Here is a 23,961-nt window from a genome sequence, read left to right as displayed (position 1 = left end):
AATTAGCCTCTAATTTTATCCATGAGGTAGTTCGCCAATTTATCAATGGCAACACGTTCTTGGCTCATACTATCGCGTTCACGTACTGTGACGCAATTATCTTCTAGTGAATCAAAGTCAAAAGTTAAGCAGAAAGGTGTACCAATTTCATCTTGGCGTCTGTAGCGCTTACCAATACTTTGAGCTTCATCGTATTCAGAACGGAAAAATGGTTTGAGTTTCGCGTGGAGTTCACGTGCACCCTCAGCCAGTTTTTTCGAGAGTGGTAAAATAGCCACTTGCACGGGAGCAATAATGGCTGGGAAGCGCATAACGACACGACCTTCAACTTCTTTACCATCTTTAGCTGTTTCTGCTTCATCTTCATCGTAGGCTTCGCAGAGAAGTGCGAGCATAAGGCGGTCAAGACCAACAGAAGTTTCGACTACTGTGGGAATGTACTTTTCATTACGAGCTTGATCAAAGTACTCTTGTTTTTGACCAGAGAATTCAGCGTGTTGGCTCAAGTCCCAAGTACCTCTGTGGTGGATTCCTTCGAGCTCACCCCAACCGAAGGGGAATTCAAACTCAATATCCATTGCAGCTTTTGCGTAGTGCGCAAGCTTATCGTGATCATGAGTTCTCATGCTTTCTGGCTTGAACTTAAGAACGTCGGAGTAAAAAGCTAAACGTTGGTCACGCCAGAAGTTGTACCAATCCATAGAATCATCAGAATGACAAAAGAATTCCATTTCCATCTGATTGAATTCGCGTGAACGGAAAGTGAAGTTACGTGGATTAATCTCGTTACGGAAAGCTTTACCCGTTTGAGCAATACCAAAGGGAAGCTTTTGACGTGTAGAGTTACAGATTGTTTGGAAGTTCACGAAGATGGGCTGACAAGTTTCGGCACGTAAGTAAGCTTTGTTTTCTTCACTGAAAACGGGACCAACATAAGTCTGCATCATCAAGTTGAATTGACGTGGTGGAGTCCAGTCACCGACTTTGTCAGTGGAAGGATCTATCACTTTCGCATCAAGTAAGACCGAATCAATATTTTCGCCCTCTTGGAGTTTTGTCTCAAAAGCTGCTTCAAGTTTACCAATGTCAGTTTCTGAACCCATGAGTTCTGCGACTTTCGCTAAAACTTCTTCACTCTGTTGCTCGAGAAGATTGTCGATTCTGTAGCGCTTCTTACTATCTTTATTGTCTACCATGATGTCGGCAAACTGGTCTACGTGGCCAGAAGCTTTCCAAACTTGTGGGTGACAAATGATGGTTGAATCTTGGCCAACAACGTTCTCGCGTTGTTCAACCATGTAATCCCACCAAGTCGCTTCAACTGCACGGCGCATTGCGGTGCCGTAGGGTCCATAATCCCAGAAGCCATTGAAGCCACCATAGAGTTCTGAACTTTGAAAAATTAAACCACGACGTTTACATAAATTTGTAATCTTTTCCAAGGTAACTTGAGAAGACATAAATTAATCCTATGAATTATTAAATTAAAAACTCGACAATAGAGCACTCAAATTCAATTTTACCTAATGGATTTACTGTGGAGAAGCGTTTTTTCTTGGGCATAAAAGCCGTACTTGGCTGAGCAAAGAAGTTGGGACAAAAAAAAGTCCCCAGCCACCGCTGGGGACCCACACTAAGTACAAACGCAAGATTGCATAACTCTCGTTACGCATTTTTAAGATATGTTGATAAAAATACAGAACCAAATTTTTTAAAGTGATTGTATGGATTTTGTTGCAAGTTTTTTGTTTTTAATGCTTTAAAGACTTTATCAACGGTGCTTGAGAAGCTTTTTAATGACTAATTGAAATTGCTTGATGAATAATTAGTCCTGTGCAGTATTTTACTGAGATATTTATTTAAGGAACAAAATGAAATATATCTTGATGTTATGCATCGGCCTGATTTGGGGCTCTCAATTCTTGCTTAATGATTTTATTCTGAAATCATTCTCTCCCCTTGGGCTCGCAGCTTTGCGCATGTTTTTTGGCTTTATCACTTTGAGTATTTTGATTTTCTTGATCCCAAAGGAACGCAAAAAGAAAGTTCACTTAGATAAAAAACTCCTCATTTTATTTATTGCACTTGGCGCTACGGACGCGGCCATCCCCTTTTATCTGATTGGCTATGGACAAACGCAATTGGATTCAGCCGTGGTCGCCATCATTTTGGGGATCATCCCCGTATTTACTGCGATCTTACAAAACTTAGTTGGCAAAGGAAAAAAATCTGGCAAGTGGGAATACGTCGGCATGGCAGTTGCCTTCATTGGCCTCTTTGTTTTAATTAATCCAAGTGCCGATAATTTCTCGGGCTCAATTTCGGGTTATGCCGCAATTCTGGGTGCCGCCTTTTGTTTTGCTTGGGCCTTCATGTTTATGGACCGCATTCCGAGTCGAATCTCCGCCCTGCATGCCTCACGTTTTATTTTAATGATCTATTCAATTCCCTTTCTTGCTTACTGGCTCTATGTAGAGGGCTTCAATCTACCTGCGGATTCGACTGCTTGGATCTGCTTATTTGTGCTCGGAATGTTTGCCTCGGGGATTGTTTACCTCTTTTATATCCAGTCGGTGCGCATCGCCGGCCCTACTTTTACTTCCTTTAGTAATTATTTAGTTCCATTAATTGGTACATTCTTGGGAGTCATCTTTTTAAACGAGAGTTTTAGTCTAAATATTGCCATAGCTTTGGTGCTGACGATCTTGGGCTTGCTCATTTGTAATCGCAAGTAATCGAGGTCGTTTCATTCCTAAACTTGTCATACTGCGCTAAATTCTAAGCACTTCTCTTGTTAAACAGGCTTTTATTTACAAGTTTTCGTGTATTTTATGTGAATTTTATTTTTAGGAACAAACCATGATTTTTGTGACCCATATGGAAACAACGCCAAATCCCAATGCGTTGAAGTACGTTTTAAACGAAACAATCCTTGAAGATGGCATCTGCCAATTTTCCACTCCCGAAGAAGCTACGGATGATTTAGCTCGTGCTTGTTTTGCCGTGGAGGGCGTTGTTAGCATCTTCTACAGAGATAATTACATTACGATTACCAAAAATGATTCTGCCGATTGGTTTGAAATTGAAATGGCGATCAAAGACGAAATCAATAATCGTGTCGAAGCTATTGAGTTTAAAGCCCAAGCGGTACCAGAAATTAATTTCGGGGATAAGCAGGCACTCGTTTTTGAGATTGACGACATTTTAGACGAAACAATTCGCCCTGGTCTCGCTATGGATGGCGGTGGAGTTGATATCATTGACTTATCTGACGAGATGATACTTAGCGTTCGTTACCAAGGCGCCTGTGGTTCTTGCCCTAGTTCGACAACAGGTACACTCATGGCGATAGAAAACATTCTTCAAGAACAATTCGATCCTCGCATCAAAGTTCAAATTGCAAATCATACTTATTAAATAAAGGAAGCTACTATGAATAAACCAGCAGCAAAACCAGCCTGCCCTAATTTCTCTTCCGGTCCTTGCGCTAAGCACCCCGGTTACTCTGTGGACAAACTCACACTCGACACACTTGGTCGTTCACACCGTTCTGCCGTGGGCAAAAGCACGCTCAAAAATGCTATTGAAAAATCAAAAGAGCTTTTAGGTCTTCCAGAAGGTTACCGTCTCGGTATTGTTCCTGCTTCTGATACAGGCGCCGTTGAAATGTTTCTTTGGTCAGCTCTTGGTGAGCGTCCAGTTGATGTTTGTTTCTGGGAATCATTCGGCCAAGGTTGGATGACTGATATTGTTAAGCAACTCAAACTCGAAAATGTAACTCAGTTCAAAGCTGAGTACGGTGAGCTTCCTGACCTTTCACAAACTAACCCAGATCACGATATTGTTTTCACTTGGAATGGTACAACTTCTGGCGTTCGTGTACCTAATGCTGATTGGATTTCTGACGACCGTAAAGGTTTAACTATTTGCGATGCAACTTCTGCTTGTTTCGCCATGGATATGCCTTGGGAAAAACTCGACGTTGTAACTTACTCTTGGCAGAAAGTTCTCGGTGGCGAAGGTGGACATGGTGTTCTTATCTTGAGTCCTCGAGCTGTTGAACGTCTTGAAAACTTTGATGCTGGTCGTCCACTTCCAAAAATCTTCCGTATGACTAAAGGCGGAGCACTTATCGAAGGTATCTTCACTGGTGCTACTATCAATACCCCTTCAATGCTTGCTGTTGCTGACTATGTTGACGCACTTAACTGGGCTGAAAGCGAAGGTGGCGTAGCTGGTTTAATCAAGCGCTCAGAAGCTAACGCTGCTGTTATTGCTAACTTTGTTGCTAAGCATGACTGGATTGATTTCCTTGCTAAGTCTGATGATATCAACTCTACAACTTCAGTTTGCTTAACTTTAAAACTTGAAGCTGATCAAGTTAAAGCCCTCATCAAGCTTCTCGCTGATGAAGATGCTGCCTATGATATCGGTGCTTACCGCGACGCTCCTTCAGGACTTCGTATCTGGTGTGGTGCTACAGTTGAAACATCTGACCTCGAAGCTCTCATGCCTTGGTTAGAATGGGCTTACAATGAAGTTAAATAAACTTTAGTTACAAGTCTTCAAAAGCCTCTGATTTATTCAGGGGCTTTTTTGTGCTCAATGAGTTTAAGTTATTACAAAAGTTTAGCTATATGAACGTTTTGAACGTTTTGGCTTGTTTTTCTCAATAAAGTCCATAAACTTAATCTATGAAAAAGTATCAGTACATAACTAATGGCATCTTATACCAAATCACTTGGTTTTTATGCATATTTTATCCAGATAAGTTCTATGCATGGATTGCTGCGGCCATAACTCTATCAACACATTTGCACTTTCAGAAGGAACGATTAAGAGAATTCATTATTATAATTATTGCTGCACTCATGGGTTATTCAATGGACCAATTGATGGATTTTTTGAACTTGCTAGATACTAGTGCTAAATCAAATAGCAGCACTTACCTCTTGATCATTTGGATAGTTTTCGCTTGTACATTTAGATCATCATTTAAGTTCATTCTAAAAACTTACCAACGCTCACTTGGCTTAGGTTTAATTGCTCCTGTATCCTACTTTTTAGCTCAGAAAATTGGTGTAGTGAAATATTCAGACCCTCTCTACCTAGCTATTATTAGCCACATGTTTTTGTACAGTTCTTTAATGTCATTCTTTTATCTAGTGAATAAAAAAATTAGTGCGACTAATGAATAAGTTTATATTATTTAGCTTTTGTTCTTTGCTTGTTTTGGCTAACGACCATCCTGACTTCAGTCGTTTCGATGTTTACAAAGACAAGACCTTTAAGTTCCTATTTTTCAAAGTTTATGATTTAAAAATCCTCACTCCAGACAAAGGTAAAGTTGATTACAAAAAAGCACATGTGTTTCACTACACCTATCACCGCGATATTGACTGCCAAGATTTACTTGAATCAACCTTAGAAGAGTGGGAACGCCTTCAACTCTGTAAAGAAGAGCATGCAATCAAATGGGCCGAGCAACTTAAGAAAATTTGGCCAGATATCCAGAAAGGAGAAACTCTAACGGCATATTTTGATGGTGTGAGCACATCCTATTATCACCAAGGTAAATATTTAGGAGAAATCAAAGGTACAATTTTTGCCCGCACTTTTTTCAATATTTGGCTAGATCCAAATAGTCGCATGACTGAACTTCACGAAGATTAAGAATAGATAAGCACATTCTCTTAGCGATGCTTTATTGTAGATTTATTCAGTCGGTTTTTCTTCTTTTTCGACTTTAGTTTTCGATAAATTCATCACCGCATTAAAAGTGCCCTCTACTACAAGTGCCATTTTTTGGTAATTGAGTCTATCCCAAGTGTCATTCGCTGTGTGATACTCTTTGTTTCGATAAAAAGCTGTATCAGTAATCATTACTGCTTGATGCCCCTTTGCCCAATAATTGCGATGATCGGAAAAATCAATTCCTGGAATTTGTACGGGTGCATTTATAGACTCCACATTTAATCCTTCTACAGCCATAAAGGAAGCTTTGACTTGCCCCGTATATTTCCCCTGATCCAACTTCCCAACAATAGCAATAAAGTTCCCTTTACTAGGATAGAGTAATTTAAATAGTGGTGTGGGGTAATCTTGAGAATTTTCTTCTTCCGAAAAGTAGCCGATCATTTCCAAAATAAGTACTGATTTAACCTCAATCCCTTCACGAGAAAGCTTGTTTGCATGGTGAGCACTGCCCATATCTTCGCTGGCAAAAAATGGCGGTTCCTCAAGACTGTAAGCCACTAATTCAATCTCGCAATCATAAGTCTTTTCCGCGTCAAGTAAATAGGCTAACTCTAATAAACCAGCTACACCCGAAGCATTATCATCTGCACCTGGAGTCATGTCATGCGAGTCGTAGTGCGCACCAATGACAATGCGTGGTCCTTTTCCTTCCCCAAAAAGACAGGAGACGTTAAAATACTCCTTGGATACAGTTTTGCCCTTCTCTTCTATATTCACTGAAAATTTTTGCATCTCGACTTTGCCTTTGGTAGTCTCGAAACGTTTTTGAATAGTTTTTCCCGTGGCCAAAAGCTGAACATGATCCCTGTAGGAACGAGGGTGAAAGCGCACGGAAAAAAGCTTAACTATTTCCTTCATGCGCTCGGGATCAACTTTTACTTTTGTCTCTAGTGGCACGGAAGCTTCTAGCCATGGCTTATGGAGAAAAGCCCAGATTGATGCTAAGCAAAGGATTAAAAGAAAAGCAATACTTAAAATTGATTTAGTAAACTTAAAAATTATAGATTTTAGAAATTTCATCTTAGTTTCCCATAAGAGCTTCAATTAAGGGGGTAAATTCAAACACAGTGATAAGCCACATGAGTTCCGATAATTCACAAGCAGCGCCGAGTGTATCTCCCGTACCACGATTGATATGTTTTTTTACATAACTTGCCCATAGAAAATTCATAAGAATAATGCACGCCAATAAAATCACTGCACTATTTAAGGGGTAAAAATAAGATAAAGTAAAAAACAAAACGAGCATGGCTAGCCAAGCGGATTTAGGGGTCCAAAAGGCATTGCCCAATCCTTTTTCTTGAGGACTTATTAAGATCATGTGTAAGTTCATGCTACAACGACCTACTAAAACCATGATAAATACTGTTAAGCAAACATCTGCTAAGGACAAATGCATTAAACGTTCGAGGTAGATGTATTTACTTCCCAAAATAAAAATAAGTGCTAAGACACCCATGACGCCAATTCTACTATCCTTCATGATCTCTAACTTTCGTTCACGGTCTCGGCTTGACCAAAAGGCATCGGCACAATCAGCGAGACCGTCTAAATGAAAGGCACGGGAAATTGCCACAGAAATAAAGAGAATGGCTAAAGCCGAAAATTGAGGGCTGAAAAAAGCTTGAAAAAGGCAGCAAGACAAGGCAAGTAAGCCCCCGAGTATCATGCCCACAACTGGGAAGTAATAAGCGCTCGCCTTAGTGCAGGCATTTTTATAAAGATCATAAGGAATGGGGATAATGCTTAAAGTCGAAAGAGCCATTAAAAAGTGTCTAAACATTAAGGGCCTCATCTAAGCTCATGCACTGACTTAAAATGGCACACACACTATCGATTAAAGGCAGGGCTAAAACAGCACCACTGCCCTCACCCAATCGCATCTGTAGGTCTAATAAGGCTGTTTTATCAAGTATCTTCAAAGCTTTTTTATGGGCTTGTTCATGACTTAAGTGACTAGCAATCATATAATCACGCACATTTGGATTAAAGGATTTTGCCATGATGGCGACCACTGCAGATAAAAAGCCATCTAGGAGAATGAGTTTTCCTTGTTCTGCAGCTCCCAAACAAATCCCAACAAGGGTCGCAAGTTCAAAACCACCTACTTGCCGAATTATTTCAAAAGCAGATTCAGCGGGGCTTAAGTTTTCAATAGAAAAACGATCCAAACTCTGCTGGATGACTTTTGTTTTATGTTTAATTCCCTCAGGATCCAATCCCGTACCCGCACCGACACATTCTTCAACACTTAAATTAGAGTTTTTTGCGAACATCGCAGCTGCTGAGGAGGTATTGCCAATCCCCATCTCGCCTAATAAAATCAATTGTGCGGAAGAGTTTCTTGCCATAGATATACCATTTTCTAAAGCTTCTTTACATTGCTCTGAGCTCATCGCAGCTACTAAAGAAAAGTCTTTCGTCCCTCCTCTAGCAATGACACGATTATGAATTTTCACACTACCAGGCTTTGGCTCATTGATTAAACCGCAATCCATTAAAGACAACTGACAGTTATGAGTCTCGCACAAAGCATTAATAACCGCACCACGATGACTCGCACAGGAAAGGATCTTATCACTGATTTGTGGATATTGACTAACTTTATTCATCGCAACACCATGATCTGCTGCACAAAGAAATAATTCGCGATGAGTGAAATTAGGGGTGAATGATTGACTGAAAGTCATTAATTTCACAGCTAAATCCCCCAACTCACCAAGCGCTCCTTTAGGAATCGCTAACTTTGCCAACTTATCTTCTGCGGACTTCGCAAAATTCTGATCAAGTTTTTCTATATGGGGTATATCAAACATCTTTTAATTCCAAAGCTAAACCACTCACCATGAGGATGGCGCGATCTGCGGACTTCGCAAGTAGTTGGTTGCAGCGCCCTGCGAGATCTCCAAATAAACGTGCTTGAGCATTCATTGGCATTATCCCTAAACCGGTTTCGTTGGAGACAATAAAAAAATGACATGTACTAGCGCGCATTGCATCGATTAACTCTTGGGTTTTTTGATTAATTATTTCCTCATTGAGTTCTTGCTTATTTTGTTCGGCTTCCCACATCAGGTTATTGATCCATAGGGTTATGCACTCGAGTAAAACACTGCCTTCTTTTATTGATTCAATTGCCTCTAGAATATCCAAGGGTTCTTCAATATTATTCCAATTGGAGGCTTCTCTTTGCTTCTTGTGAGACTCGATTCGTCTTTTCATCCCTTCGTCAAAAGCGGTAGCAGTTGCTAAATAATGATGCGGTCCTGGTGAAGATAAGCAGAGGCTTTCTGCTTTTGAACTTTTACCTGAACGACAACCACCAGTTATGAAAGTAATGCTTGCCATGATACCAACTCTTTTTGATTAAGTGAATTTAAAACTCCCAGTCCTCCAGGGAAAATCTCGATTGATGACAAGGAACCCATATCGACTTTGAAAGCAAGACTCTTATCATAAGGCAAACCTAAATAATGGCAAATAAGGTGACGAATGACACCGCCATGAGTCATGAGAAAAACATCTTGTTCTTGGGAGTTTATAAGTTCCGCTAAAGCTTCTATTCGTTTATGGAAAGCTTTTAGTTTTTCTCCTTGAGGGAAAGCGAACTCTTCTTGCCTTTGCCAATCGTCAGCTTCTTGGGGATAATTTTTTTCTATCTCACTATAAGTGAGTCCTTCCCAAGCTCCAAAGTCAACTTCTTTAGCAAGATCTAAATAATCTTCTGCTTTTAAGTTTAGGCACTCTAAGCTTTGCTGACAACGCAAAAGAGGACTCGAAAATATTTTCGTGCCCTCATGGATTTTTAGTGGCTTTGGCATGAGCTTTTTTAAAGCTAAGTCAGTGCTGCCGTAAAAGGCTCCCACTTTGCCTTGGTGGGCAAAGTGGCGAAACAGGTGAAGCTGCATTTATAGAATTAACGAATTACGAGGTTTGAGTTTTTGTCATGAGACATGATTTCCAAATCAATAGCGATTTCAACGGCCTCTTTTAGGTAAAGGTCGAGAAGAACTTCGTCGCGTCCATCCTGTGAAAAAGCTTCTAGACCTTCCGCTTCATCATCCTCTTCATCAGATTTTGGTTTTCTACCAGAAATACGGCGAAGAACTTCTTTGCGATCCTGATTTCTTTGGTAATGCTTTTTAAACTCATCAATGCGTTCTTCTTGATTGAGCGATATTTCCTTATCTTCATAACGCTCTCTATAGTAATCGAGCTCTTTTTGAAGTTCAGAGAAATCTGAACAAGTACTCACGCGTTTGTCTGAATTAGCTTTTAATTCAGGCAGTGCAGATCGTACTGAGACATCTTTATTAACGCGTGCACGTGGAATTGTATCGTATTTTAATGAATGACGTAAAGAGGCTTCTCCGCCATTTTCTTTATCGTAGAAGTGAGGTAAGATGATATCCGGAATAACACCCATCTTTTGGGTTGATCCGCCATTGATTCTGTAAAACTTGGCAATAGTGAATTTAAGCTCACCTGGTTTAAAACCTTTTTTGGCGAGCTCTTTCATTTGTTTAATGCGCTCTAAGTCGTAAACTTGTTGTACCGTTCCTTTACCGTGAGTGCGGTCAGCACTACCAATGACAACACCGCGCTCATAATCTTGGATTGCAGCTGCAAAAATCTCTGAGGCTGAAGCTGAGTGTTGGTTGACTAAAACTGTTAGTGGCCCACCGTAAACAACATCATCTGAGCGATCTTTTTGAACGTCGATTTCACCGCGATAATCTTTGACCTGAACTACAGGGCCCTCTTTGATAAAGAAACCAGTCATTTTGATAACTTCACTTAAGCTACCACCACCATTATCACGAAGGTCAAAAACGAGTGATTGCATCCCCTCTTTCTTGAGTTTGAGTATTTCATCTTTTACATCATTTGCACAGCTTTTTTTCGTCTGTGGGTGGAAGTAAAAAGAAGGTAAGTAGATGACACCAACTTTTTGCGTAGCTCCATCTCTCTCAACTTCAAACAATTTACTTCTTGCTGCAGCCGATTCCGATATATCAATTTTATCACGCTTAATGCTGAAGACATGACGTACACCATTAACGCCACCACGAAGAATATGTAAAGTAACTACCTTGCCCTTGGGGCCACGAATCATGCTAATAGTTTTAGACAGAGGCATATCAATGACATTGACAGGTTCTTTACCAGCTTGTTGAACTTCAATAATTCTGTCACCCTTTTTGAGTTGCTTGGCTTTATCTGCAGGCCCGCCAGAAATGATGCGAACGACTTTTGTGTAGCCATCTGTATTTCTAAGGGTTGCCCCAATACCATTGAGAGAAAGTTTCATCATAATCTCGAACTCTTCCATGCTCTTTGGGCCGAAATAAGTTGAATGAGGGTCAAAGCAACCAGTCATCATAGAGATGGCCATTTCAAAAAATTTATCTCTCTCCATTTCCAATAAGTTGGTCAAACGAAAAATAATTCTTCGACGAACTTGTTCTTCAGTTGAACCATTATCTTCATTAAGCGCGGCTTCTTCTTCCTCAGTTTTCTTCTCTTTATCTTCCATTTTCATTTTTTTAGCGAGGTTACCAATGTGCATATTAATGATTTCATTCTCAATATAGCGATCCCAAAGGTCGTTGAGTTCTTCTGGGCTGGTCTTCCATTCAGCTTCTTCTCTATCTAAGCTTAAGACGCCACCATGTTTAAGTTCCATTCCAGCAGCTAAACGCTTTTCTGCATAATCGAGTCTTTCCTGGACGCGTTGCTTGAAACGTTTGAAGTAGAGTTCAGCGAAAGATAAGTCACCTTGAAGGTACATATCATCGAGGAAGGGACGGTATTTGGAAAATTGATCGTAGTCTGATTTGAGAAAGATGCGTTTGCTATAGTCCATTCTCTTGAAAAATTCATCAAAAACTGCTTTACTCATCTCATCATCTAAGGGCTTTTTCTCATAGTGTAGGTGAGTCATTAACTGAGCAACGACACGAGTCACTTGGCGCTCTTTTTCTGAAGCAACAAAATCTTGCTCAGCAAAAAGACTGAAAGAAGTAAAAAATAATAGTAAGGCGCTTAAATGCTTTAAGTTCATATGTCATTCTCTTTAAGTTTTCTAATCTTTATAATGTATGTAGTTTTTAATTCGAATCAACGACACTCAAGACATATGTAAAAAAAACCTCCGATTTATTGGAGAATTACTCTTAGACAGCTATGTACTTGTACGAAGATAAGCTCTAGAGCAGAAATTTATATTTTTTTGTAAAATGGCCGTTGACTTAAAAGGAAGTCAATTTATTCTAAGCGCACCAAAAGGTTTTGCCCTTTTATCACCTGCTCGGGTGGCGGAATTGGCAGACGCGCACGGTTGAGGGCCGTGTGGAGAAATCCGTGTGGGTTCGACTCCCACTCCGAGTACTTAGAGGCTCAGATCAAAGTTTGATCTGAGCCTTTTTTAAATCTTATTTAAACAACTACTTTTTCTCTTTGTATACAAAAAATTTATTCTTCTGGATTCCGTACCGAGGCGTAAAAAAATGCTCTTGATTTGGCGTTGCAATATCTGGTCGAGTATTATCTAACAATTCATAACCTCCATTCTCAGTCTTAACCTCCAAGATCGCATGATACCCCATAGATTGACCTTTACGATAATAACCAACAACAATAGTTAGATCCTCTTCTTTCCACCCCAAATGAAGTAATGTAATTGCTTTTAAAAATGCTATATCTTCACAATCACCACCCACAGTAAGCGTTTCTAAGGGAAAACCCCACGCATCTGTTTTTTGATAATGCTTGTAATCACTTAGATATATTATGTGTTTATTAACTAAAAAATTCACCTTTTCTAATTGCTTGATTGGTTCCGCATTTTGTAAGTGCTTAATCATTCCACGCCACCAAACAAGCTCAGGTCGCTTTGAGGTTTCCAGATCTTTTTGTTCTAATAAAATGGAGTCTTGTGCATTTTGATAGCGGTGCTCCCATAGTTCTGAATGAGCTGGAACACGATCATAGTTCCAATTCTGAGACAAACTTGGTTCTGTAGTACATGAGACTATTAAGCTCATCAACAAGAGAGACAACTTTAAGTTAAAACTATTCATTTATGGTCCTAGGATTTTTTTGATTTATTAAAGATTGTAGATTCTTATAATTAATAATAGTACTAAGATTGCAGTTTGTAATAATGATTTGAATAAAATATAAATTTATCCACAAAAGGTGATTGACTAAAAACTAAAAGACTCTATTATGTGGCCGTTCTCAATGAGTCTGCTCATTTTGAACGAGACAAAATCTCTTAGGAGATGGTCTGTTATGCGCTCGGGTGGCGGAATTGGCAGACGCGCACGGTTGAGGGCCGTGTGGAGAAATCCGTGTGGGTTCGACTCCCACTCCGAGTACTTGAAAGAGCCGCAAAATTTTATTTTGCGGCTCTTTTTTTGTCCACTAGACTCAAGATTTCGATTATCTACTAAACGAATTGTGTTTAAATATGTTAATTCAATAGATCCCTATCGCGTAAATCCGTCTGAGTGCTACAAATAAGTCACTAATGGTCTTGAATCTATTTTTGAAGTCTACAAAATTTTAGTAAAACTGCTAGTATTAAGCTTACCAAAACTCAATAGCTTTATTGTACCGAGAATTATGAGATCTGTATTATAAATCATTGTATGAAATTTAAATATAGACACGGGATATATTATCAGTACCACAAAGAAAATCATTACATACGGCACCTTCGACATGTTTCATGAAGGTCATCTCAGATTATTAAAGCGAGCTAAAGCACTTGGCGATGAACTCATCGTTGGTGTTACAGATGAAAACTACGACCGCTCGCGTGGCAAATTAAATGTGATCGAAAGCACTGAGAAGCGCATGCAGATAATCGAAGCCTTAGACTTCGTAGACAAAGTCATCCTCGAAACACACAAGAAACAAAAAGCTGAAGACATGGTCAAGTATGGTATTGATATTTTTGCCATCGGCGATGACTGGGAAGGCACTTTTGATTACCTCAACGAATTTACTCAAGTTGTTTATTTGACCCGTACAGAGGGTATTTCCAGCACCCTACTAAGAAAAGATAACTTTGATATTATCAAATTGGGTATCGTTGGATTGGGTCGTGAAACTAAAGCCTTCATTGATGAAGCTAAGCATATCCCCAACTTAAAAATCAATCGCATTTACTCACCTGATGTCTCCGACTTAAAGCAAGTTATTAATGAAAATAACGGTATTGAGTATGGCCATGATAAATATGAAGAGTTTTTAGATTCTAGTATTTCAGCGGTTTACATCGACACAGCTTTAGAAGAACATTACCCATTAATTAAAAGGGCTCTTTTAGCCGACAAGCACGTCCTCTGCGAAAACCCCCTCGCCCTACACAAAAGCGAGCTTAGGGAACTCTTAAACTTAGCTAAAGAAAGAAAACTCCTGCTTTTGTCCGCCTTGAGAACAGCCTTTCTCCCAGCTTTCAATCAACTTTTAAGTGAACTCGAGGGTGGTTTAATTGGAGAAATCAAGGAAGTTAGAGCAACTAGGACTTCCTTATTCAAAGATAAAAGTTACCCAGATACTTTTATGGCTCAAGGAGCTACCAATATACTCTCTTCTTACCCATCACTACTGGTTAATAAAATCTTAGGTAAAAGTAAAGATATTACTTTTTTTGACCAAGGTACTGAAGCTTATGATGTATCTAATCTGATCATTAGTAAACATATTGGTGGCGCTATCGGCATCTCTAATGTTGCTACTGGGATTCAATCCGAAGGTGATGCGGTCATTTCGGGAACCGATGGTTATGTTTACATCCCTTCTCCTTGGTGGCTCACAAAAGAATTTCGAGTTAATCACGAGGAAGATCACAAGAGCCAAACATACAAATACGAATTTAATGGCTGTGGCTTACGTTACATGATCGCAGAATTCATTTCCTTGATTCAACGCGATGAACGCAAATCAAAAATGCTCTCGCCAAAGGATATGATTGGTATTAACCGCGTGCTTTTAGAATACAACGAGAGAAAATTAAAAGAATTAGGAAAGGCTTAAATGATTTACGAAGATTATGCCATTTTTACACCGGGACCGGTAAAAATGTCTGAAGAAATATTAGAGATTGGTGCCAAGCAATGTCCTTACTTTCGTAATAGTGCTTTTTCAGATGTTAGTTTTTATTGTGAAAGAGAGCTCATTAAAATGCTTAATGCCCCCGAAGGTTCAAAACTTGTCTTTCTAACTGCCTCAGGTACGGCGGGTATGGAAGCTGCAGTGATGAACCTACTCACTAAAAATGATAATGCTCTTGTCGTCAATGGTGGTGGTTTTGGATCACGTTTTGTGAATATATGTGCAACGCACGGCGTGCCTCATGCTGATTTTAAAGTTAAAAACACTAATTTGAGTGATATTGAAAACTTGGCACCTAAAGAAAATTTCTCGACTTTAATTGTCAACGCTCATGAAACCTCTGTTGGTCACCTCTATGACCTCGACGCCATGGGTGCTTACGCCAAAAAGAATGATTTGCTCTACATTGTTGATGCTATTTCTATGCTAGTGACTGACCACCTAGATATGCAAGCGTCGAACATCGACCTAGTGATCGCTAGCTCACAAAAGGGCTTGGCTCTTCCTCCTGGACTTACCATGGTCATTTTATCACCGCGAGCGATTGAGCGATTACAAGATATTCCTTCGCTATATTTCAATTTCAAAGATTACCTAAAAAACGGCGAGCGAGGTCAAACACCCTACACTCCTGCCGTGACCATCATGTTACAGCTTCAAGCAAGACTCGAACAAATTAATAGGCGTGGTGGTATAAGCCAAAGTATTGCTAAAGCCAAAGAAGTTGCTGATTACTTTAGGGCTAGCATAAAATCGCTACCTCTTAAAGAGTATTCACCCTACATGCCTAACGCTATGACTACCCTAACACCCACTGACGGTAAATCTGCTATGGATATAGTTAATGACTTGGAAGAAAAGTATAAAGTCATGGTTTGCCCCAATGGCGGTGCTGAACGCGACTTAATTTTCCGCGTATCTCACATGGGTGAAATGAGCAAGGAATACACCGACATACTCATTAATGCTCTGCTCGATTATTATGGAGTTAAAGCGCCTTAATGATTAAAGCCGATTTACTTCGTAAAGCTCAATTAATCATGCTCGATATGCTTATTGAGTTTGATGCCGTCTGTAAGCAACATGCTCTACAGTACTGGTTAGACTCAGGAACTTTATTGGGGGCGGTTCGTCACCAAGGTTTTATCCCTTGGGACGATGACATCGATATTTCTATGCCCCTAGAAGACTACTTAAAGTTTTTGGAGATTGGAGCGAACGAACTGTCGGACAAAATTTATTTGCAGGCTTCGCAAAGAGACCCCGATTTTAAATTTGATTACATAAAACTGCGATCAAACCAAGCCAGCATAGTTGAGTTTCACGAAAAGGATCAATCAGTCAATTATCACCAAGGTGTCTTTGTCGATATTTTCCCGATGTTAAACATGGATAAGACTGAAGAGAACTTAGACTTCTATAAAGAAAGCCTGAAACAAATAAGAGAGCTTTCCTCCATTAGCTTACATACGCCCAATGGTTTGGATAAACCTAAAGAAAGAGCTGAACTCGTCAAGGCTTTAAAACAAAAGCACTTGTCTTGGAAGCAATCAAATACAGTAGTTATCTATGGCGGAGAAATGCCTGACGTCGCTGCTTACTTTGATTTAGCAGAAGTTTTCCCACTTGGAACTTTATCCTTCGAAGGCATAAACTTCCCCGTCCCCAAGAATCCAAGTCATTATTTAGATGCGATATACAGTTTTGACTACAGGCAATTACCGCCCGAAAACCAACGCAAGATCCATGCCCATAGCATCACTTTGAGTAATGGAGAATTGCCCTAAAAGTTTCACATTTGTAAAAACTTTTCAATCTTCCCATTTTCAACTTTTAAAGAGTGCCCTAAATCTACTTTTAGGCCTCTTTTTTTTTGCTCAAATCATAGCGTAACTTGCCTTAGAATTTAGAGGCATTAAAATCTTCCATATGAATTTACTTTTTGCGAAAATCGCAAAACTATACGGAGATATAAAAATGTCTGAAACAAAACGCTATATGATTGGCATTGACTTGGGTACAACCAACTCAGCTTTGGCCTATGTAGATACCCAAGACCCTGACAAAAGTATTAAAATTTTAAAAATTCGCCAAATTATTGCTCCTGGCGAAATAGAAGCACTCGATTCTTTACCTTCATTCCTTTATTTACCCGATGAAAACAGCATTAACTCGGGCAAGTTTGACTTTGATGGTCAAGAAGACAACTCTTATTGCGTCGGTTCCTACGCTCGCAAAGTAGCCAGTGAACAGGCTTCCCGCGTCATTTCCTCAGCAAAATCCTGGCTCTGCAGTGCAGGACAGGATCCCACCAGTGATTTCCTGCCTGCGATTGATGATGCAGAAAAAAAGATTTCCCCTCTCGAGGCAATGACTTCTTACCTCAAGCACTTGAAGAATGCGTGGAATAGCCAAGTCGCTAGTGGCCCCGAAGAGTACATCGATAAGCAAGAAGTTGTACTTACGGTACCTGCCTCTTTCAATGCCTTAGCCAGAGAGCTCACAGTCATGGCTGCCGAAGCTTGCGGTATTTTTCCAAACCTCTTAGAAGAACCACAAGCGGCCTTCTATTCATGGATTAAAGAAAACGAAAGTAATTGGCGTGAAAAAGTAAGTGCGGATTCATCGGTACTCGTTGTCGATATTGGTGGTGGTACGACTGACTTCTCGCTCATTGGCGTCGATAATAAAGATGGCAATATGGAATTGCAGCGTTTGGCCGTGGGTAATCACTTACTCCTTGGTGGTGATAATATGGACTTCACCCTAGCTTACGCTATGCAGCAAAAATTAGGCAAGCGCCTCAACCCACGCCAATTTAGTTCACTTGTTCACCAATGTCGTCAAGCCAAAGAACGCATACTCGGTGAAGAGAGTCTAGAAAAGATTGATATCACTGTTTTGGGTACGGGCTCAAGCCTCATTGGAGGCAGTTTAAAAGCAGAACTCACCCAAGAAGAAGTCGATCAATTTATTATCCAAGCCTTTTTACCTGAATGTGATTTGAGTGATGAAGCCCAACGTCAACAACGCTCTGGCCTACGTTCTTTTGGCCTCAATTTTGAAAGTGATGCAGCTATTTCTCGTCACTTAGCCGAATTTCTCAAAAATAATAACAAGATGCCCAAAACAGTGCTTTTCAATGGTGGTGTAACAAAAGCCAAACAACTACGTCAGCGCGTCAGCTCAATCATTTCCTCCTGGAGTGGCGAAGAGATTGATGTTTTAGCGGATTCGAACCCCGACCTCGCAGTTGCCAAGGGGGCGGCTTGGTATGCTTTTGTTCGTCAAGGAAACTCTATCCGTATCAAAGCGGGTTCAGCCTTATCTTACTACGTAGGCTTAGAATCATCTATGCCTGCAATGCCTGGCTTTGCTCCGCCAGTTGATGCTATCTGTGTTATTCCTCAAGGTGCTGAAGATGGCACGAGTTTTGATATCCCCATCGATGACCTAGCTCTACTAGTAGGTGAAGATAGTCAGTTCCGCTTTTTCTGTACGAATTCACGTAGTGAATATGAATTGGGCAGCATTGTCCAAGATGCGGACTTAGTCTTAGATGAGTTACCTGCACTTCACAAAAATTTAAACCTCGAAGACGATGAGTCTCCTCGCCTAATTCCCATTAACATGAAAGCTATTTTCACCGAGATTGGCACCATACAAATTTGGGGTGAAGCCAAAGCTAATGAACAAAAATGGCGCTTGGAATTTGATTTAAGTGATGAAGGAAATCAGCAATAGAAATGACTAGTCGCTTTATTGTAGGTATTGACCTGGGCACAACCAATTGTGCCCTCTCCTATGTAGATTTAGAGAAGTCCTCTGAGCCTCAGCTCTTTGAAATTGAACAAGTAACCGCCTACGGCGAGAAGCATCAGCAATATAACTTGCCGAGCTTTCTCTACCGCTGTGAAGAAAATGAGCAGAGTCAATTAGCTTTAGCTTGGAATAAAAAGCCGAAGTTTGTCTGCGGTGAATACGCACGTCGCTTTGGCGGAGCTAAAGCAGACCGCTTTATTCATTCGGCGAAATCATGGCTAGTCCACAAAGCCGTTGATCGCGAGCAAGCCATTTTACCGTGGGGCATTGACGAAGAAGAGAAAATTAGCCCCCTCGCCGCTTCCTCTTTTTATCTTCAGCATTTGCGAGAAGCTTGGAATCAGCAATTCGGTCAACTGAAAGATAAAGAAGGTTCGCCCTGCTTACTTGAGGAACAAGATTTAGTTATCACTGTGCCCGCATCCTTTGATGAGGTCGCGCGCGAATTGAGTTTGAAAGCTGCTTTTGAAGCAGGCTTCAAAAAAGTCACCTTACTAGAAGAACCTCTGGCAGCCTTTTATTCTTGGTTACAGGTCAATCAAAATTGGCAAGAAAGCCTCAAAAAGGGTGAACGTGTCCTCATTGTTGATATTGGTGGCGGTACGAGTGACTTCTCGATGATTGAAGTCAGTGCCGATGAGTCACTGCGCAGAAATACCGTTGGCCCCCATTTGCTTTTGGGTGGCGACAACATTGATAGAACTATTGCTTTTGAAGCACAAAAACGCGCGAATCGAAAATTTAATCATAGGGAAATGAGTTCTTTAATTCAAGAAGCTCGTCGTGCCAAAGAAAAAGTCCTAAGCAATAATGAACTCAATGAGATCAACTTGTCCGTACACTCGGGTGGGAGCTCGCTACTCAAAGGCATGTCGCTCATTAAATTTCAAAGAAGTGAAATCATAGACATCATCCACCAAGGTTTCTTTCCTGAAATTGCGCTCGACGCAGAAGAGCCCGACCGCAAAGTCGGTTTAAGGACTTTAGACCTCCCCTATGAACGCGACCCATCTATAACGACTCACCTACTCTCCTTCCTAAGAAAAGATGCCCAAATTAGCGGTGAAGAATCCATAAAGTTCCCCGAGCATATTTTATTCAATGGTGGGACGATGATTCCACTAAGTTTCCGTGAGCGAATTGTTGCACAACTCAATGCTTGGTCAGGACAAAGCATCAATATATTAAACTCAAAAGGTCTCGATATAGCTGTCGCCCATGGTGCCAGCTCATATGGCCTGAGTAAAAGTGGCTTAGGCACGCAAGTTAAGGGAGGCATTGCGCGCTCCTACTTCCTACAAATAGCGAGTGAAGATGATCATAAATTCATCTGTATCATGCCACGTGATACTGAAGAACATAGCATTCAGAGCTGTGACAAAATCTTCACCCTAAAAACAAATTCAATTGTCAGTTTTCCCCTTTATAGTTCAGAAACACGACTCCAAGATAAAGCTGGAGATTTACTCGATAGTGATGTCGATGACATCTCGGTTCTATCTCCACTTAGCACCTCCATTTCACATGGTAAAAAAGTGCAAGATATTCGCGTAAAAATTAAAGCCTCTGTCAATGAGAGTAACTCTTTAGAAGTCTGGTTAGAAGCTATTGATACAGATCACAAATGGCAGCTGCGCTTTGATTTACGTCAGCTTCATGAACAAGAAACGAAAGAAGAAAGTCAAGAGACTGTCACTGTTAATGAAGACTTACTCGCCAAAGCTAGTGAATCAATCAAAAAAGCCTTCTCGAGTGCTGATGCAAAACTATTAAAATCTTTGATGAATCAAATCGAAGCTGACTTGGAATTAGCAAGAAAGCAATGGTCCCTCGTCTTATGCCGACGTTTAGCTGATCTACTTCTTGAGCTTGACTTGGATGAAATACGAAAAAAAGCGCTGACAGAAGCTCGCTTCTACAATATTTTAGGTTTTATGATGCGACCTGGATTCGGTGATTCTCACGATCAATTTCGCGTTAATAAGCTATGGCCCTCTTGGTTCAAAGGTGTGCAAAATCAAAACGACTTACAGAGCCAATGTGAATGGTGGACGCTATGGCGTCGCTGTGCAGGCGCCCTCAGTCGTGGTCGCCAAGAGCAAATGGCACATAAACTGGCCACTGAACTCACCTCTAAAAAGAATACCAACGCTCAACTCAATCGCGAGATTAAACGTTGCCTAGGTGCCTTAGAATTAAGCCCGATAAAATTTCGTCGTAAAATCCTCGGTGAGTTTAACGAACGAGCAACGCGCTTGGATGAAGTTGAACTCTGGATGATTGCTCGCATGGCGGCACGTCGCCCCATTTATGCTCCACTCGACCTTATTCTACCTGCGAAAAGCATTACTTCTTTAGCTACACTCATTATGCAGACTAACGCTAAGAAATTAACGAATATGCATTTTCTTTGTTTGAGTCGTATTATGAGTTTAACGGGTAATCCAGCTCTTGATGTGGCAGAAAAAAATCGTCAAGCAGCTATTAACTTTCTCAAAAAGAATCAAGCTCCAAAACATTTTTCTCAAGCCATCTTAGAAGTGATAGAAGAAAAAGTCGAAGACCAAAGCATTGTCCTAGGCGATAGTATTCCAATAGGTTTAAAGCTTCATAGCGATAGTTAAGTTAATTAGGCTTCAACTACGAATCATTTTATAACAGGAGACTCATATGAGCCTCTAGCTTTGTCGTTTTCTCTATAGGTACGAGTCTTCCCGTTAACATTAGCGTTAAAATGAACCGGAAATTTGGTATTAGTAAACGGTGAAGAGCGTTCGCTTATAATATTCATTCAAAATCACCCTAAGTCCCAGTTCCATATTCCTTGTAACACAGGGGCATTCTCAAATAACCTACCCCTTATCTACACCTATTCCCACGCCCCCACATAAGCCTCATACAGAAATACTGATATACAGAGATGATGAACTCATGTAATTATTTCACTTCATATATTTTTAGATGATGATATGATTATAAACTTTTTTAACATACTACAAAAACATGAGGTGAGTAAATATGAATAATAACGAATTATGGTCAGCAATTTATAGCCTTCATTATTTATTGGTCAACAAAATAAATCTAGAAAAGTACTATCAAGAATTATTTGAGCGACATTCAATTATTTTCAGCGTCTTAAATCTGTATAACCCTAAATCATTCGAAAAAAGTTCAGAATATTGTTTACCTTATGATAAAGAAAGGGATTTCACTCCTGAACCAGATTTTATAGCTCATAAAAAACACTCATCCACTTTGACGATAGTTGAACTCAAAACGCCTTTTATAAAACAAAGTACAACTGCAAGGAAAGATGGAAATAGATGTAAATTCACTGCAGCAGTATCAAGCTTCAGATCCCAAGCTACTGAATATTCTCAAACCATAAAAGAACGTGAATCAGCAAGAGATTATCTTAAGGGTCTATTTTCTTTAGAAAAAATCTCAGATGTTGATGTTATTCTTATAGCTGGCCTTGAAAGTGAAAATAAAACTTATGAAGTTGAGAAATTATTATCTGAATATAAAACACCTACTCAAATTGTTTACTTTGATACACTAATGAACATGCTTTTAAATAAGTACCACGAGTCCGCCAATACGCCTGTAGGTAAAAGAGGTTTAACTGCTACTTACGTTATCTCTTTAGATAGTATACAAAACCATGGAAAAAACGTAATCTCTGAGGCTAAATCCCAATCCGGTGACAGCTTAACTTTCGAATATGAAGATGGCTCAGTATCACTTATTTTTAAAGACTCATCTGGAAAAATTAATTATTTACAATCTGCGGTAAAAACAGATGAATTTTTTTATCTAAAATTAGAATTCTGTAATGATGAGGATGGGTTTTTCATGTCATTAGATGTGGACAACCACATTCAAGACCTAAGAATATCCAAATATCAGTTTAATTTTAATTATGACAATGACCAATTTGCCGTCGGAGCAAAACTTGATGGTAGTCAAGGTGCAGTTTTCACTTTAAAAACCTATGCATTTTGGGGTGAGATCACTCAATATGAGAGTAAATTGAACTATTTCTTAAAATGTAAAAAACTTATCGAAAATGATGACAAAGCGATACGATTTGAAAGTCAACATTTTATGTTTAAAGATTCAAAGGGTATGTATCAACCAGACAAATTAAAGCAGCCTACATTTATCCAACTCCCATGATTTTTGCATCTATGCCACTATCTGAAGGAATAATGACTGGGTTAATGGAGGCAGGTAATTTTAAAAAGCTGTCCCTTATTCTCATTAATCTTACAAGACGGGTATAGTTATAATATTCACATAAGTTGTTTTTTAAAGAAGTTCATCATAATTGGCTGAAGTTTTTTACTCTCACGAAAAAAGTAAGTATGATCACCTTGTGGATTAATATTTAGTTCTAAATTGTTAATCCCCAGAGATTTTGCTTTCTTAGCAAAGTTTTTGTAATGATAGGCGGGAACTAAGGCATCTTTATCACCATGAAATAAAAGGATGGGGACTTGATCCTTAGACATGAAATTTAAGGGTGAACACTTATGAACTAAAGTGCTATCTTTCTGTTGTTCGTCCGTAAGGATTTTTAACTTGCCTTTTTGCTCTTTAATTCTTGTATTAAAGTCGATTGGGCTCGAAATACCAACGGCGCAACGCACTCGTGAATCAAAAGAGCCATACTTACCTGAATCGTACCAAGCTTCCCCCTCAGACAAAGCTATTAACAGTGCTAGATGTGCCCCTGCACTATAACCGCATACACCTATGCGATTAATATCTATGGGATGATCTTTAGCTAGACTTTTAATAAAACGTAGGGCTTCTTTGGCATCTTGAACCTGCGCTGGGTAGTGAGCTTCTGATAACAAGCGATAAGAAATCGTCACTCCGACAAAGCCCGCTTTAGCGTAATTCAGCGCAAGGTACGCCATTTGATCCTTATCGCCTTTTGACCAGCCACCCCCATGAATGAAGATTACAACGGGGAGCTTTTCTTGCTTTCTGTCTTTTAGGTAAGCTAGGCCTATCTGATTGGCTCGAAGTACCTTTTCTTTGCGATAATTGTGTACTGTGTAATTGATTGAATCGGGGACTTTTATTTCTTTAGCGGGAGCTCTTCCCTCGGGCTGCTTTGCCGATATTAAAGTGTTACATAATAAAAAAAATAATACTGAACGAAATAAGTACATAAAACCACCTTAAAATTAATCTATAGTCAAAAGAACATGTCATTAACAAAAAAGTGACATTAGGTCTATT

20 protein-coding genes and 2 tRNA genes are annotated in these 23,961 nt (G+C 39.8%); 13 read left to right on the top strand and 9 right to left on the bottom strand.

Annotated features, from left to right (window positions below):
• Positions 1–2: 2 nt before the first annotated feature.
• Positions 3–1,460, bottom strand: a complete 1,458-nt coding sequence (locus tag PQO01_RS15395; RefSeq protein ID WP_274314974.1) for a glycine--tRNA ligase — start codon at positions 1,458–1,460, stop codon at positions 3–5.
• 411 nt (positions 1,461–1,871) lie between these two features.
• Here PQO01_RS15395 and PQO01_RS15390 point away from each other — a divergent pair, with 411 nt between their 5' ends.
• The 5 genes from PQO01_RS15390 (at position 1,872) to PQO01_RS15370 (ending at position 5,673) form a co-directional block, all read left to right on the top strand.
• Positions 1,872–2,735 carry a DMT family transporter gene (locus PQO01_RS15390; RefSeq protein WP_274314973.1) on the top strand — a complete coding sequence of 288 codons (864 nt, stop codon included), beginning with the start codon at positions 1,872–1,874 and terminating at the stop codon, positions 2,733–2,735.
• Between the two features lie 124 nt (positions 2,736–2,859).
• Positions 2,860–3,417, top strand: coding sequence for a NifU family protein (locus PQO01_RS15385; protein ID WP_274314972.1), 558 nt, complete (start codon positions 2,860–2,862; stop codon positions 3,415–3,417).
• A gap of 15 nt (positions 3,418–3,432) precedes the next feature.
• Positions 3,433–4,548, top strand: a complete 1,116-nt coding sequence (locus PQO01_RS15380) for a phosphoserine transaminase (protein WP_274314971.1) — start codon at positions 3,433–3,435, stop codon at positions 4,546–4,548.
• Positions 4,549–4,694: 146 nt separating this feature from the next.
• The gene (locus PQO01_RS15375; RefSeq protein ID WP_274314970.1) at positions 4,695–5,198 is read left to right on the top strand and encodes a DUF2878 domain-containing protein; all 504 of its coding nucleotides are present in this window, start codon (positions 4,695–4,697) and stop codon (positions 5,196–5,198) included.
• Positions 5,191–5,673, top strand: a complete 483-nt coding sequence (locus PQO01_RS15370; RefSeq protein WP_274314969.1) for a chalcone isomerase family protein — start codon at positions 5,191–5,193, stop codon at positions 5,671–5,673. Before PQO01_RS15375 ends, PQO01_RS15370 begins: the two co-directional genes overlap by 8 nt.
• 42 nt (positions 5,674–5,715) lie before the next feature.
• Here PQO01_RS15370 and PQO01_RS15365 read toward each other — a convergent pair whose 3' ends face one another.
• From PQO01_RS15365 to PQO01_RS15340, 6 genes are read right to left on the bottom strand one after another with little or no spacing between them, the layout of a single operon-like run.
• Entirely contained in the window at positions 5,716–6,777 is a 1,062-nt protein-coding gene (locus PQO01_RS15365; protein WP_274314968.1) for a M28 family peptidase, read from the bottom strand.
• Between the two features lies 1 nt (position 6,778).
• The gene (gene cobS / locus PQO01_RS15360) at positions 6,779–7,540 is read right to left on the bottom strand and encodes an adenosylcobinamide-GDP ribazoletransferase (RefSeq protein WP_274314967.1); all 762 of its coding nucleotides are present in this window, start codon (positions 7,538–7,540) and stop codon (positions 6,779–6,781) included.
• Positions 7,533–8,573: a nicotinate-nucleotide--dimethylbenzimidazole phosphoribosyltransferase gene (gene cobT, locus PQO01_RS15355; RefSeq protein WP_274314966.1), complete on the bottom strand. Its 1,041-nt coding sequence runs from the start codon at positions 8,571–8,573 to the stop codon at positions 7,533–7,535. The genes cobS and cobT overlap by 8 nt, the downstream gene beginning before the upstream one ends.
• Complete coding sequence (gene cobU / locus PQO01_RS15350; protein ID WP_274314965.1) at positions 8,566–9,105, bottom strand: bifunctional adenosylcobinamide kinase/adenosylcobinamide-phosphate guanylyltransferase; 540 nt, start codon at positions 9,103–9,105, stop codon at positions 8,566–8,568. The genes cobT and cobU overlap by 8 nt, the downstream gene beginning before the upstream one ends.
• A complete protein-coding gene (locus PQO01_RS15345) occupies positions 9,084–9,665 on the bottom strand; it encodes a histidine phosphatase family protein (protein ID WP_274314964.1) in 582 nt (193 codons plus the stop codon). Before PQO01_RS15345 ends, cobU begins: the two co-directional genes overlap by 22 nt.
• An 8-nt stretch (positions 9,666–9,673) precedes the next feature.
• On the bottom strand, positions 9,674–11,821 hold the full coding sequence (locus tag PQO01_RS15340; RefSeq protein ID WP_274314963.1) for a carboxy terminal-processing peptidase: 2,148 nt from the start codon (positions 11,819–11,821) through the stop codon (positions 9,674–9,676).
• Between the two features lie 244 nt (positions 11,822–12,065).
• On the opposite strand from PQO01_RS15340, the gene PQO01_RS15335 reads away from it, so the two are divergent.
• A tRNA-Leu gene (locus tag PQO01_RS15335) sits at positions 12,066–12,147 on the top strand.
• Positions 12,148–12,203: 56 nt separating this feature from the next.
• On the opposite strand, the gene PQO01_RS15330 is transcribed toward PQO01_RS15335, so the two are convergent.
• Positions 12,204–12,839, bottom strand: a complete 636-nt coding sequence (locus tag PQO01_RS15330) for a transglutaminase-like cysteine peptidase (protein WP_274314962.1) — start codon at positions 12,837–12,839, stop codon at positions 12,204–12,206.
• Between the two features lie 218 nt (positions 12,840–13,057).
• Between PQO01_RS15330 and PQO01_RS15325 the strand changes: the two genes are divergently transcribed.
• The 7 genes from PQO01_RS15325 (at position 13,058) to PQO01_RS15295 (ending at position 22,887) form a co-directional block, all read left to right on the top strand.
• A tRNA-Leu gene (locus tag PQO01_RS15325) sits at positions 13,058–13,139 on the top strand.
• Positions 13,140–13,425: 286 nt separating this feature from the next.
• Positions 13,426–14,805 carry a Gfo/Idh/MocA family oxidoreductase gene (locus tag PQO01_RS15320; protein WP_337994465.1) on the top strand — a complete coding sequence of 460 codons (1,380 nt, stop codon included), beginning with the start codon at positions 13,426–13,428 and terminating at the stop codon, positions 14,803–14,805.
• Positions 14,806–15,885, top strand: a complete 1,080-nt coding sequence (locus PQO01_RS15315; RefSeq protein WP_274314961.1) for a pyridoxal-phosphate-dependent aminotransferase family protein — start codon at positions 14,806–14,808, stop codon at positions 15,883–15,885.
• Entirely contained in the window at positions 15,885–16,670 is a 786-nt protein-coding gene (locus PQO01_RS15310; RefSeq protein WP_274314960.1) for a LicD family protein, read from the top strand. Before PQO01_RS15315 ends, PQO01_RS15310 begins: the two co-directional genes overlap by 1 nt.
• A 190-nt stretch (positions 16,671–16,860) precedes the next feature.
• Positions 16,861–18,627 (top strand): Hsp70 family protein, encoded by a 1,767-nt coding sequence (locus PQO01_RS15305; RefSeq protein WP_274314959.1) that lies wholly within the window; start codon positions 16,861–16,863, stop codon positions 18,625–18,627.
• A gap of 2 nt (positions 18,628–18,629) precedes the next feature.
• Positions 18,630–21,329 (top strand): hsp70 family protein, encoded by a 2,700-nt coding sequence (locus PQO01_RS15300; protein WP_274314958.1) that lies wholly within the window; start codon positions 18,630–18,632, stop codon positions 21,327–21,329.
• A 394-nt stretch (positions 21,330–21,723) separates the two neighbouring features.
• Entirely contained in the window at positions 21,724–22,887 is a 1,164-nt protein-coding gene (locus PQO01_RS15295; RefSeq protein WP_274314957.1) for a Shedu anti-phage system protein SduA domain-containing protein, read from the top strand.
• A 116-nt stretch (positions 22,888–23,003) separates the two neighbouring features.
• Here PQO01_RS15295 and PQO01_RS15290 read toward each other — a convergent pair whose 3' ends face one another.
• Positions 23,004–23,891: an alpha/beta hydrolase gene (locus tag PQO01_RS15290; protein WP_274314956.1), complete on the bottom strand. Its 888-nt coding sequence runs from the start codon at positions 23,889–23,891 to the stop codon at positions 23,004–23,006.
• Positions 23,892–23,961: the final 70 nt, after the last annotated feature.

Source organism: Lentisphaera marina, assembly GCF_028745505.1.
In the GTDB taxonomy this organism is placed as follows: Bacteria; Verrucomicrobiota; Lentisphaeria; order Lentisphaerales; family Lentisphaeraceae; genus Lentisphaera; species Lentisphaera marina.
This window is presented reverse-complemented; position numbering and strand designations above follow the sequence as displayed.

Coding starts and splice junctions, on each gene's coding strand:
- cobS (WP_274314967.1), bottom strand. CDS start 7,540: ATGTTTAGACACTTTTTAATGGCTCTTTCGACTTTAAGCATTATCCCC.
- PQO01_RS15385 (WP_274314972.1), top strand. CDS start 2,860: ATGATTTTTGTGACCCATATGGAAACAACGCCAAATCCCAATGCGTTG.
- PQO01_RS15310 (WP_274314960.1), top strand. CDS start 15,885: ATGATTAAAGCCGATTTACTTCGTAAAGCTCAATTAATCATGCTCGAT.
- PQO01_RS15315 (WP_274314961.1), top strand. CDS start 14,806: ATGATTTACGAAGATTATGCCATTTTTACACCGGGACCGGTAAAAATG.
- PQO01_RS15290 (WP_274314956.1), bottom strand. CDS start 23,891: ATGTACTTATTTCGTTCAGTATTATTTTTTTTATTATGTAACACTTTA.
- PQO01_RS15345 (WP_274314964.1), bottom strand. CDS start 9,665: ATGCAGCTTCACCTGTTTCGCCACTTTGCCCACCAAGGCAAAGTGGGA.
- PQO01_RS15295 (WP_274314957.1), top strand. CDS start 21,724: ATGAATAATAACGAATTATGGTCAGCAATTTATAGCCTTCATTATTTA.
- PQO01_RS15305 (WP_274314959.1), top strand. CDS start 16,861: ATGTCTGAAACAAAACGCTATATGATTGGCATTGACTTGGGTACAACC.
- PQO01_RS15370 (WP_274314969.1), top strand. CDS start 5,191: ATGAATAAGTTTATATTATTTAGCTTTTGTTCTTTGCTTGTTTTGGCT.
- cobT (WP_274314966.1), bottom strand. CDS start 8,573: ATGTTTGATATACCCCATATAGAAAAACTTGATCAGAATTTTGCGAAG.
- PQO01_RS15340 (WP_274314963.1), bottom strand. CDS start 11,821: ATGAACTTAAAGCATTTAAGCGCCTTACTATTATTTTTTACTTCTTTC.
- PQO01_RS15375 (WP_274314970.1), top strand. CDS start 4,695: ATGAAAAAGTATCAGTACATAACTAATGGCATCTTATACCAAATCACT.
- PQO01_RS15390 (WP_274314973.1), top strand. CDS start 1,872: ATGAAATATATCTTGATGTTATGCATCGGCCTGATTTGGGGCTCTCAA.
- cobU (WP_274314965.1), bottom strand. CDS start 9,105: ATGGCAAGCATTACTTTCATAACTGGTGGTTGTCGTTCAGGTAAAAGT.
- PQO01_RS15380 (WP_274314971.1), top strand. CDS start 3,433: ATGAATAAACCAGCAGCAAAACCAGCCTGCCCTAATTTCTCTTCCGGT.
- PQO01_RS15395 (WP_274314974.1), bottom strand. CDS start 1,460: ATGTCTTCTCAAGTTACCTTGGAAAAGATTACAAATTTATGTAAACGT.
- PQO01_RS15330 (WP_274314962.1), bottom strand. CDS start 12,839: ATGAATAGTTTTAACTTAAAGTTGTCTCTCTTGTTGATGAGCTTAATA.
- PQO01_RS15365 (WP_274314968.1), bottom strand. CDS start 6,777: ATGAAATTTCTAAAATCTATAATTTTTAAGTTTACTAAATCAATTTTA.
- PQO01_RS15300 (WP_274314958.1), top strand. CDS start 18,630: ATGACTAGTCGCTTTATTGTAGGTATTGACCTGGGCACAACCAATTGT.